General features: G+C 43.4%; 13 protein-coding genes. 1 reads left to right on the plus strand and 12 read right to left on the minus strand.

The features are described 5' to 3' along the window. Positions 1-8: 8 nt before the first annotated feature. The 9 genes from flgK to IRY55_RS08020 all read right to left on the minus strand — a co-directional run bounded on the left by flgK (position 9) and on the right by IRY55_RS08020 (position 6989). On the minus strand, positions 9-1709 hold the full coding sequence (gene flgK, locus IRY55_RS07980) for a flagellar hook-associated protein FlgK (protein WP_194562779.1): 1701 nt from the start codon (positions 1707-1709) through the stop codon (positions 9-11). 14 nt (positions 1710-1723) lie between these two features. Beyond that, the gene (locus tag IRY55_RS07985; protein ID WP_194562780.1) at positions 1724-2227 is read right to left on the minus strand and encodes a flagellar protein FlgN; all 504 of its coding nucleotides are present in this window, start codon (positions 2225-2227) and stop codon (positions 1724-1726) included. Between the two features lie 27 nt (positions 2228-2254). After that, on the minus strand, positions 2255-2515 hold the full coding sequence (gene flgM, locus IRY55_RS07990; RefSeq protein ID WP_194562781.1) for a flagellar biosynthesis anti-sigma factor FlgM: 261 nt from the start codon (positions 2513-2515) through the stop codon (positions 2255-2257). Positions 2516-2673: 158 nt separating this feature from the next. Beyond that, positions 2674-3084, minus strand: a complete 411-nt coding sequence (locus tag IRY55_RS07995; protein ID WP_194562782.1) for a TIGR03826 family flagellar region protein — start codon at positions 3082-3084, stop codon at positions 2674-2676. Beyond that, positions 3084-3698, minus strand: coding sequence for a ComF family protein (locus tag IRY55_RS08000; RefSeq protein WP_194562783.1), 615 nt, complete (start codon positions 3696-3698; stop codon positions 3084-3086). Before IRY55_RS08000 ends, IRY55_RS07995 begins: the two co-directional genes overlap by 1 nt. After that, positions 3695-5065: a DEAD/DEAH box helicase gene (locus IRY55_RS08005; protein ID WP_194562784.1), complete on the minus strand. Its 1371-nt coding sequence runs from the start codon at positions 5063-5065 to the stop codon at positions 3695-3697. The genes IRY55_RS08000 and IRY55_RS08005 overlap by 4 nt, the downstream gene beginning before the upstream one ends. Before the next feature lie 10 nt (positions 5066-5075). After that, a complete protein-coding gene (locus IRY55_RS08010) occupies positions 5076-5924 on the minus strand; it encodes a DegV family protein (RefSeq protein ID WP_194562785.1) in 849 nt (282 codons plus the stop codon). 93 nt (positions 5925-6017) lie between these two features. Further along, a complete protein-coding gene (locus IRY55_RS08015; protein ID WP_235961090.1) occupies positions 6018-6512 on the minus strand; it encodes a flavin reductase family protein in 495 nt (164 codons plus the stop codon). Positions 6513-6590: 78 nt separating this feature from the next. Continuing rightward, complete coding sequence (locus tag IRY55_RS08020) at positions 6591-6989, minus strand: flagellar protein FliS (protein ID WP_194562787.1); 399 nt, start codon at positions 6987-6989, stop codon at positions 6591-6593. 142 nt (positions 6990-7131) lie between these two features. Here IRY55_RS08020 and IRY55_RS08025 point away from each other — a divergent pair, with 142 nt between their 5' ends. Beyond that, the gene (locus tag IRY55_RS08025; protein ID WP_194562788.1) at positions 7132-7950 is read left to right on the plus strand and encodes a flagellin; all 819 of its coding nucleotides are present in this window, start codon (positions 7132-7134) and stop codon (positions 7948-7950) included. Positions 7951-8018: 68 nt separating this feature from the next. On the opposite strand, the gene IRY55_RS08030 is transcribed toward IRY55_RS08025, so the two are convergent. From IRY55_RS08030 to IRY55_RS08040, 3 genes are all read right to left on the minus strand, one after another. Continuing rightward, positions 8019-8303 (minus strand): late competence development ComFB family protein, encoded by a 285-nt coding sequence (locus IRY55_RS08030; RefSeq protein WP_194562789.1) that lies wholly within the window; start codon positions 8301-8303, stop codon positions 8019-8021. A 257-nt stretch (positions 8304-8560) separates the two neighbouring features. Beyond that, positions 8561-9994, minus strand: a complete 1434-nt coding sequence (gene aspA, locus IRY55_RS08035; RefSeq protein WP_194562790.1) for an aspartate ammonia-lyase — start codon at positions 9992-9994, stop codon at positions 8561-8563. 196 nt (positions 9995-10190) lie between these two features. Beyond that, complete coding sequence (locus tag IRY55_RS08040; RefSeq protein WP_194562791.1) at positions 10191-11762, minus strand: fatty acid--CoA ligase family protein; 1572 nt, start codon at positions 11760-11762, stop codon at positions 10191-10193. Positions 11763-11797 lie beyond the last annotated feature (35 nt).

Raw genomic sequence — 11797 nt, forward strand, 5'->3', positions numbered from 1 at the left:
GCTCCTTCTTATAATCCTACTCGGCCCATGCCGTTAATAATTTTGTCTAATGTCTCATCTACCGCCGTCATCATACGAGCAGAAGCATTGTACGCTTGTTGGAAACGAATCATATCCGTCATCTCTTCGTCGAGCGATACACTCATGACAGAAGCACGACGGAATGTGACAGACTCCATCATCGTCGCCGCGTTAAATTCGTTACGTGCAGCTTGTTGTCCTTTCACTCCAAGTTCTCCACTCATTCCTTCGAAGTACATTTGGACAGATGAACCATCTAGCCCAGGTAACAATTTATGTTGCACATCAGATAATGCTTTCGCATTCGCTCCGTTACCTTCCTCACCATCATTCTTGTTTTCAGATGCTGCTCGCAATAACGACACATCGTCTTGAATTAATTTATTCACTGTAATATTACCTGCCGTAATATTTTTATAATCATCATCTTTTAATGACCCAGTCTCTTTTTGTTGCTTTTCACTCAATTCTTTTGTTAAGAAGAAATCTTTAGATCCTTCGAATTTGTCTTTGTCTTTATTTTCAACAGCTTGATTTTTAGGATACCCATTACCATGTTGCTTGTTAAATGCTTTCGCAAATTCTCGAGCGAGTTGGTCGAGTTGGCGCATATGGTCAGGGTAAAGACCTTTTATATTTTCAAGTTTAGCTTCTACTCCTATCGCTACCTTTTCCTCAACATAACCATACGAATCGATAATACCTTTTAACTTTCCGATTTTCGGCAACTCTTTATAATCTATTCCCGACTTGAAATCGTTAAATGTTGCATTCGTTAATTTTCCAGCTTTATCATATTCAAAACGTTCATCAATTGATTTTTTATCCGATACTTTCAGCGCATTGAATGGATGAGTATTGACATCTTCGTTTCCTTTTACTTTCGCATATTCCGCTTCCACATTCACGCGTTCTACACCATTCACTAACTCCACATTCGAGCCAGCGATTTTGATTGTGACCGCTCCTTCTGCAATATCGAGCGCTTTTCCGCCTGATGGGGTGTAGCTCACTTCGACTGGCATGTATTCGCTCAGTTCGTCGATGAGGACATCGCGTGCATCGTATAAGTCGTTCGGCATGTAACCGTTCGGTTCGATTTCTTTAATTTGTTTGTTCAATCCTGCGATTTGGTCGAGGATCGAGTTAATTTCTTTCGTCGACACGTTAATTTCGTTATGCAAGTTCCGTTGAATCTCTTTCAATGAAGAGTCCATATAATTGAGCGATTCTGCTACCGCTACCCCACGGTCTACCGCCACCGCACGCGCGCCACCGTTTTCCGGGTCACGCGATAGATCTTGGAGCGACTGCCAGAACAAACTCATCGAACGCTGTAAGCCGAATTCTGACGGCTCGTTTAACACGTCTTCCATCTGTTCAATCGCTTTCGAACGAGATTCCCAATACCCGAGCTTGTTCGACTCTTGACGGTATTGTTTGTCGATAAATGCATCGCGCACACGTTGCACGCTTCCCGCTTCTACTCCCGTCCCGATGAATCCAGGCATTTGCGGTGTGTTTAACCCAATACCAGGATATCCCGCAGTCGGCTGCATATTGACCCGCTGACGTGAGTATCCTGGTGTGTTCGCGTTAGAAATGTTATGCCCTGTCGTATAGAGCGCTGACTGTTGAGTAAAGAGACCTCGCTTACTCGCTTCAAGTCCCATAAATGTAGAACGCATAAATCGTTTCCTCCTTAAGCTTGTGTATCGAAGGCGCCTTTCGCACCTGTCGACGGCCGAATACCTTGTACTTCATTTTTCGAATAGTTCATCGAATGAGACGGTGGCGCTGGTCGCACCATGTCGAGTGACAAATTAATAAACTGCAATGACTGGAAGGTTAACTGTTGATTCAAATCGTTTTGATACTTTAAATCTTGGACCGCTTCAATCAATATATCCCGACTCTTCTCTAGTTGTTCGCGTTCTGCTCCTTCAAGCACGTCCAACAACATCGAAATCGTCACATCGGCTACTCGCTTCCCGCTTCGCTCCGCATACAACTGATGCACGAGCTGTTCGCGTGCCCCGTCCAATTGGACAATCGCTGCCAAATGGGACTGTTCTTCCTTCAAGAGTGCATCGAGCGCGAGCACTTCATTGCTTTTAATGACGCTCGTTTTCTCTAATGCTACTTTCAATAAACTGCGATGGAGCCGTTCTAAATTCCCCATAATCGTGATCAGTTGATTCATCATCGTCCATCGCCTCCTTCATATCTATCATTATCGACGATACTGATTTAATAAATTCACCGCAAGCTCGCGAGTATCTACTTCATAAGAACCATCTTGTACTTGATTTTTTAAATTTTCCACCTTTTGTTGACGCACTTCTTCAAAGCTCGTCTTTCCTGATAAATGTTTCGCTGTATGTGAAATTTCGAGTCGATCGTTCACCGCTTGACGATTTCTAATAAGATCACTCTTTGTATCTTGTGCGCGGTAAGGATTTACCCCATATAAATGTAATTTTTGAATTTTCATGAAAAACTCTCCTTTCCTCATCCCTAAACGCTGAATGTAATCCCTATCTATATAATCGGTCTAAATCTTTAAATGTTTATCTGAAATATGAAAAAGGATTATCCGAAAGACGTTCGAACTATTCAAAAAGAGAAATGAGCATAAAGCCCATTTCTCTTTTATAGTTTTCGACCATGATATGTCACATGTTCTTGTGTTTTTAACGCTTCTCGCAAATCTTCAGCTGCTTCGATTTGCGCAAGTTCATTTTCAATCTCATCTTTACACTTTGTGCATAACTTCCCGTCTTGTGCGATTGCCCCACAGCGATCACACGGATAGCCTAAGTTTGGGAACATCGCAGGTTGCAGACGGCCACGACGCACCCAACGATACAATAAATCTGCCTCGATATCGAATTTTGTCGTAATTTGTTCAATCGTCGCTGCACGATTTTCGCGTCGGCGTAAGTAACGATACACCTCTTCATAAATCTTCTCTTCTTCTTGGAAGCATGTCGCACATACTTCACGCAATCCATTGTAGTTGAAAAACTGGCCACAGCTAGGGCAATCTCGTATCTCTGCCATTATGCTCTCTCCTTTTTCACCGGACGACTTAAGACGAACGCATCGATGCGCTTCGCTCCCGCTTCACGCAACACAGTCGCCGCTTGTTGTAATGTAGTTCCTGTCGTAATCACATCATCGATTAAAATACAATGCGCACGAACACGTACTCCTTCACGCACTCGTACGATTCGGTCCACTCGTTGCCGCTCTTCTTTCGAAAGGCGACTTAACTCACCATCATATACTTTCTCAAGTAATGATTGATAAGGCACTTGAGCCACCTGCAACAAATGTTCAATCGGTTGAAATCCGATTCTTTCTACCTTATGTACATGAGAAGGAATCGGCACAATGCTCGCGCGTCGCTCTTTCCGTAACGATGTCAGTAGAGGACGAAATAATTGTGCTAACCGAATATGTCCGAATCCTTTATACGAGTATATCACGTCTTGCATCATTTCGTTATACCTATAATGAATTACGATAGAATCAATGCCTAAAAGAGAAAATGACTGTTCATAAGGCTGAAATTGAGCGGCGCATGTTTCACATAAAGGTTGACGGTTTTGATGCAAAATGTATGACCAACGCATCAACTCTCGCAACGCTCGGTCGCAAAGTAAACATCTCATCGCGCTTCCTCCTTCGCTCGCTCATGAAGGCGATTCAACTTTTTCATTTCCCGCTCCATCGCTTTCATCGCCCGCGTCCATCCCGCATGAAAAAGCACAAAGTCTCCCGTCGGGTAGTCTTTACTGCGTCCCACACGTCCGCCAATTTGAATGAGCGCCTCTTTCGTAAAAATCGGTTGCTCTGCTCCTAGTACCGCCACTTGCACTTTCGGAATCGTCACACCTCGCTCTAAAATCGTCGTCGTACAAAGCCCGACTCGCTCCCCATCACGCAATTGTTGGACGAACTCTTTCCTCTGCGCGCTTTCCGAATGGACGACTTCAATCGTCGGATGAATCGTTTGCACGAATTCCCGCACGCCTTCCATCGCCTCAATCGAATGAAAAAACAATAAAAATGGGAGCCCGGCGTCAATTTGAGCGCGAACCCACTGTCCGACGACACGAGGCAATTTCCCTTTACTTAATGCTCTCTCGTAACGCATAAGCATGCGAAATGTCGGTAAAGGGAGAGGGTGTCCATGGAAGCGCGACGGGATGATCGTCGTGTTCCCACGATATTCTCGTTCTAATGCTTTCGTCGGTGTTGCGGTAATCGCATGAATCGGTGCCCCTTTTTTGCGAACCGCTTCGACATTGCGGCGTAAAATAATATCGTACGTGTACGGAAACGCGTCTGCTTCATCGACGAAAATCGCATCGAATGCTTCATCATAGTGAAAGAGTTGATGCGTCGTTGCGAGTGTGATCGCATGATGAAACGGTTGACCCCGATCTTCCGCTCCCCCGTACAACACTTGCATCGGCACACCACGAAACACTTTTTCAAAACGAGGAGCGAGTTCTAAAATGACATCGACGCGCGGACTGACGACAGCGATTTGTTTTCCTTCTTTCAAATACGCATCAATCGGCGCAAAAATCATTTCTGTCTTGCCCGCTCCGCAAACCGCATACATTAAATGTCCGACATTTTCACGAGCTGCTTGAACGAGCGCACCCGCTCCCCGTTGCTGTAAGTACGAATACGTCCCGCTCCAATCGTAGTGATAATTCGGCCAACTCCCGCGCTCAATCGCTCGGCGTCGCACCACTTTCGAACACGACGAAATGCGCCCCATGCGGAAGCATCGTACACAATACGTACAACGTTCACCACATGCGGCGCAAGTATAAGTTTCGAAATAATACCGTTCTTCATTGCGACAGCGACGGCAAACAAATGAGCCGTTCGCTCGTCTTTCCACCCCGCACAAAACTTCAAGTTCTCCTTGCGCGATGAGTGCTTCAATTGCTTCTTTGTTGAAAGGAATATGTTCGTAAGGAAGAATGCGCCCGTTCACCCATTCGATGATTTGGCGTTCCATTCTTTCCCTCCTATTTTTGTCGTTCTGACCAACCGAGTCCCATCGAGCCTTCTCCTAAATGAGTGCCGATGACAGGGCCGAAATAACTGATTGTAAAACGAACCGTTGGAAAGCGTTCTTCAAGTTCTGCTTTCCACTTTTCCGCTTCTCCTAAATTATTCGCATGAATAATAGAAGCGTCGAGTTCTTTTGTTTTTGCATCTTCAGCTAATAGATCTTCAATGCGCTTCATCGCTTTTTTACGCGTGCGAATTTTTTCAAATGGGACAATCACTTTATTTTCAAAATGCAAAATGGGTTTCACTTGAAGTAAGCTCCCGATGAGGGCTTGGGCGCCGTTCAAACGTCCCCCTCTCTGCAAGTGAGAAAGATCGTCCACCATGAAGTATGCGCGCACCGTCTGTTTAAGACGATCGAGTTCTGCGACAATCTCTTTTGCAGACGCTCCTTGTTGTGCAAGTTCTGCGGCACGGATGACGTAAAATCCTTGCACGTAACATGAAATTTCCGAGTCATACGGAATGACGTCGATGCCGTCGACCATATTACCTGCTTGTCCCGCTCCCGCAAATGTGCCACTAATACCGCTCGATAAATGGACCGAAACGACCGATGTGTATCCTTCGTCTTTCAATTGCGTATATAAATCAACGAAGCGACCGATCGCTGGTTGGCTCGTTTTTGGTAGTGGGCCTTTTCCCCGCACTTTATCGTAAAATTCCGCCATGCATAAATCGACGTCTTCTTCGTATGTTTCGCCGTCGATCGTTACCATGAGCGGAATCGTATGAATGTTTAACTGTTCTTTTAATTCAACCGGCAAGTATGCCGTACTATCCGTTACAACTGCAGTTTTCACTCTCATCAACTCCTGCATTTCATTTTACCGAACTTTGTCGAAAATTGAAATGAAAAGATGACAAGTGTCACTATTTTTTATAATGAAAGTATGTTATGAATCTTTTAGTTTTTTCGCAATGTCTTCAATCGGTCCGATTTCGCGTTTGTAATAAAGAAGTGGTTCTTTATCCTTTTTCGTGATCTTTTGCACTTCTCCGATTAAAATATAATGGTCCCCCGCTTCAATTTGTTGCACTTTACGGCATTCAAATTGTGCGAACGCCCCGTCGATGACAGGTAAATCATACTCCGTATCTGTCCACTCCGTCTTACCGAAACGATCCGTCTCATCACGGCTCGCAAATGTCCAACAAATATCCGCTTGATCCGCTGCTAAAATATTCACCGCGAAACGGTTCGCATCCATGAAGAACTCTAAGCTCCCTGAACGTTTGTCAATCGACCATGACACGAGCAATGGTTCAATCGATACGGACGTAAATGAGTTAACGGTCATGCCGACTGGATTCCCCTCTTCCGTCTTCGTCGTCACGACGGTTACTCCCGTCGGATAGCTCCCCATCGCTTCTTTAAAATCATGAATCATTATTCCATTCCCCTTTCTATTCATTGTTTCTGCTTTAGTGTATTACGAAATGCTCGAATAGACAAATCCCGAGCTTGTTTAAATTTGATTCGTGCGAAACATGCGCATTCTTTGAATTTGGAGCGCTTCTTCCCACGAATTGCGCAATGTTTCCACATGTTCTTTCGTTTCCGGAAGTAGTTCATAAGCCTCTGATATGCGCATCGTAATGAATGATTGGTTAATATACATATACGTCAAAAAGAGACGCTCACCCTTTTCGATTTTGCGATTTGTACGTCCCATCAATTCAAACATAAGCGTTTGAATGTCGCGAATCGTATCGTCTCTTAAGCGCATATTATCAGTCCCTAGCGCCAGTTCGAGTTGTTCGATCCCTCGCTCAACTTGACGCAATAATAAAATAACGGCCTCTACTTCGGGCAATGTCGCGCGCTGAGTTTGTTGGTATTTCGCATGGGCTTCTTTATAATTCATACGTCTCCTCTACCTTTCTTCTCAATCTTTCCCTTAAAATCTAAATCTTTAACATAATATCGGTTATTTTCACTTCAATTGTACTAAATGTATCCGATATTAAGAAGTGAATACATGAATATAGTAGAAAAGAGGTGGCACTATGCGCGTTCATAGTAACGAACATATCGCATTTTCATCCAATCGTGCAACTCGCAACAATACGAACATTTCGAAATCTCTCGACCGTTTAAGCACAGGTCTTAAAGCAGGAAAAGGTGAACAAAATGCTTCTGGTATTGCGATCGGTGAAAAGATGCGAGCGCAAATTCGTGGATTGTCTCAAGCTCAACATAATATGAATGACGGGTTGTCTGCACTCGAGACGATGAACGAAGGGATGAACAATATTAGCGGACTTACCGATCGTATGCGTGAGCTTGCAGTACTTGCATCGACAGATACGATGACCGATGAAGATCGTGAAATTGCTCAAGAAGAGCTGAATCAATTAGTAGAGGCAATCGATGAGACAGCGAGAAACTTAGAATTCAACACACGTGCAATTCTCGGAGAAACGATTCCACTCGTCATCCAAATCGGTTCTAACTCGAACCAAAAAATCGAAATTAACTTGATCGAAGTGACAGCGAAAAAATTAAAATTAAAAGACGACGGTGAACAAGATCAAATTTCAACTCGTGAAAAAGCGAATTCCTTCATCACACGTTTAGACGAAGCGACAGCAATCATCGCCAAACATATGACCGAGATCGGTTCAAAAATGCAAGCGATTGAAAGCCATATGGCTAATGCAGCAATGTACGAAAGCAGTTTAACACGTGCACTTTCAGAATTAGAAGACTCTGTCATCTCAAAAGAAATGATGGATTTCGTACAAATGGATATTCGTCAACAAGGAGATCAATTATTGATCAAACAAGTAAACAATAATATGCATGATTTACTAAAACTATTTTAATGTAAAAGATGAAGTTTCATCTTTTTATTCAAGAAAAAACGCCTTTTTTGAAAAGGCGTTTTATATTATCATTCTCTCGTAGAGTTAGCGCTACAACGTGGGTTAGCCGATACTTTAGAAGCCGCTCGCGTGACGACCGATAATAGTTTCGTCACTTCTTGCGGATCTCCTTCAAGCACCGCACGCACATATACGGAATGATTTGGATTCGTGACATATTTTGGTGTTAAATCGTTCAATGCCAAGGCTTTGACATCGGTTGTACAATGCTGACAATCACAACATAGTTTCAATTCTGTCCGATAACGTTTCAATACTTCTTCTACCACTTCTTCCATGACATTGACGATCATTTTGCATACCCCTTTTTCATTTCAATTTTATTTCAACATATGCTTCACACTTTAACAAAAGGCCCTTCAGCCTACAAAAGAGTTTATTTATTACAAGTGTAACATATTTTGAACTATTTTTTTGCTTGTAATTTTCCAATTATTTTCTCATGAACACTATAACACGGTTTTTTATAATTTTTTTCGATTATACAATAATCATTCAAATATTTTGTGAACAAAAAAGACTACTTCGGCGATGAAGTAGTCTTTTTATGTTACCTTTGTGTATTTTTTAACAACTCTGCCCCTGAAATACCAGGCTCTGTCATTTCTTCTGGGTGTAAAATAACATCGAGCTCTGCTTCTGTTAAAATACCGCGATCCGCACAAATATCTCGCACGGAGCGTCCCGTTTGAAGCGCTTCTTGTGCCACTTGTGCCGCTGTTTCGTATCCGACATGTGGGTTGATTGCCGTCACGATGCCAATACTACGGTCGACATACTGCTGCATCGTTTCGCCATTTGCGACGATACCATCTACACAGTAATCATTGAAAACATTAAATACATTCGTCATAATTTCAATCGATTGTAATAAGTTAAAAACAAGCACTGGCTCCATCACGTTCAATTCGAATTGTCCTGCTTCTGAAGATAACGCAATCGTTTGGTCATTCCCCATCACTTGGAAGGCCACTTGGTTCATCACTTCCGCCATGACTGGATTCACTTTCCCCGGCATGATCGATGAGCCAGGTTGACGTGGTGGCAATGTAATTTCCGCAAGGCCTGCGCGTGGTCCTGATGACATTAAGCGCAAATCGTTGGCGATTTTAGACATGTTCACCATACATCCACGAAGTGCACCCGAAATGTATACGTAACCGTCTGTATTTTGCGTCGCGTCGACGAGATGTTCTGCCGAACGAAGTTGGAATCCGCTATTAGCACTCAATCGTTCTGCGACATATTCGATATATTTCGGGTCGGCGTTAAGTCCTGTACCGACTGCTGTTGCGCCCATATTAACGTCATACATATATTTGCGTGACTCGTGGATACGCTCGATGTCGCGTTTGAAGACGCGCGCATACGCCGAGAACTCTTGACCTAAACGAATCGGAACCGCATCTTGTAAGTGCGTACGTCCCATTTTCAAATAACCGTCAAATTCTCCTGCTTTACGTTTAAATGTGACGTAAAGACGATCCATCGTTTGCAGCAATGTTTCAATTTTCGTTAAAACTGCGATATGAATCGCTGTCGGGAAGGCATCATTTGTCGATTGTGCCATGTTGACGTGCGAGTTCGGGCTGATCGTTGCGTAGTCACCTTTTTCTTTCCCTAACAATTCGAGGGCGCGGTTTGCAATCACTTCGTTTGCATTCATATTAACAGAAGTTCCAGCGCCTCCTTGGATCGGATCGACTAAAAAGGCATCATGCCACTGTCCTTGAATAATCTCATCCGCCGCTTGAATAATGACGTTCGCAATCGTTTGGTCTAATTGACCTGTCGCTGCGTTCGCTTCCGCTGCGGATTTTTTCACAATCGCAATCCCTTCAATTAAAGCAGGGTTAATGCGATAGCCTGTAATCGGGAAGTTTTCCACTGCACGTAATGTTTGAATACCGTAGTAAGCGTCTACTGGAACACGTTTTTCTCCTAAAAAGTCTCGTTCAATTCGAAATTGCTCTTCTTGTTGCATGTCGTCACCATTCCTTCTTCCTCACTTAAACTCTATTAATCATCACTAGTGTAACATTTTTCTCGTTAGCTTCACGCAATGTCCACCAATTTATTTCGATTTTACTATTATACATCAATTATCTAATAATTTGGAATTATTTTCAGGAGATAAACAAGAAAAAACTAACCCCCTAGACGAGAGTTAGTTTCATTGTTTATTTACGCTTTTCACGTAACGCTTCGATTCGTTTGACGACGCGGTCACGTAAGCTACGACGCAAAATTTTACCCGTCGCATTTTTCGGTAGTTCTTCTGAAAAATGAATGACGGAAGGTACTTTATATTTCACTAAATGTTGTTGGCAATAAGCGAGTAAATCTTCCTCATTTAAATCGCTTCCTTGTTTTACCACGACATACGCTTGAACTTGTTCGCCAAAGTCTTCATCCGGAACGCCGATTACTGCACATTCAACCACTTCTGGATGTTCGTAAAGCACTTCTTCTACTTCGCGAGGATACACATTAAAGCCACCGACAATAATCATATCTTTTTTCCGATCGACAATATAGAAATAACCGTCTTCATCTTCACGTGCCATATCTCCCGTATACAACCAACCGTCGCGCAAGGCGATCGCTGTTTCTTCCGGCATTTTGTAATACCCTTTCATAACGTTCGGTCCGCGGACGATTAACTCGCCCACTTCTCCTTTCGGCACTTCATTTCCTGCATGGTCCACCACTTTATTTTCGACATTGACGATCGATAAACCGATAGAACCTGGCACACGTTCGCGATCAATCGGGTTGAAGCATGTGACAGGGGAAGCTTCCGACAATCCGTACCCTTCTGAAATACGCGTATCAAATTTCTTTTCGAAGTTATGAAGCAATGCGACAGGAAGTGACGCACCTCCTGAAATGGATAGACGAATCGATTCATAATCTTCTTTCGTTCCTTCTTCGTATTGATAAAGGAAGTTGTACATCGTCGGTACTCCTGCGAATACCGTCGCTTTCTCTTCTCGAATAATACGGAAAATTTCTTTCGGGCTAAACTTTGGTACTAAAATAATCGTCGCTCCTTTTAAAAGTGGCGCATTGACGACGACAGTTAAAGCGAAGACATGAAAAATCGGCAATGTCGCGATGACCCGGTCTTCTGGAATCATCTTTAAATACACACCGATATCGCGCGCATTGGAATATACGTTTTCATGTGTCAGCATTGCGCCTTTCGGTTGGCCAGATGTGCCCGACGTGTATAAAATGACAGCGGTTTCATCTTTGTCCACATCAACGAGCTCAGTGACAGCACCGTCCATTTTCATTAAATCATTAAAGAAATAAGCGCGATCTTCCAATTGGGTACATTGCTTCGTCGACGCTCCATCCGTTTCGCACACGATGAGTGTTTCGACTTTCGGGAATAATACTTGACGTTGTTGGAATAACGGGAATAACTGGTCAAGTGCGACCATGACGGTAGCATCACTATTTTGGACAATATATGCGATTTCATTCGCTGTATAGATTGGGTTCACCGGTACGACAACTGCCCCAATTCGCCACGCTGCATACATCGTCACTAAGAAATGTGGGGTATTTCCGACGAGTAGCGCTACGTGATCCCCACGCTTTACACCATGCTCTTGTAATGCATAAGCAAAACGCGCAACCGCTCCATCAAATTCGCCATATGATGTCTGTTTCCCTAAAAATTCAAAGGCAATTCGTTCTGGTTGTTGCAACGCACGCTCATGTACTGAATCGATTAAATTCACTTCCATCACCCTCCTTGTAAAATGAATGATTGTTC

The sequence above is a fragment of the Savagea serpentis genome (assembly GCF_015351395.1).
Taxonomy (GTDB): domain Bacteria; phylum Bacillota; class Bacilli; order Bacillales_A; family Planococcaceae; genus Savagea; species Savagea serpentis.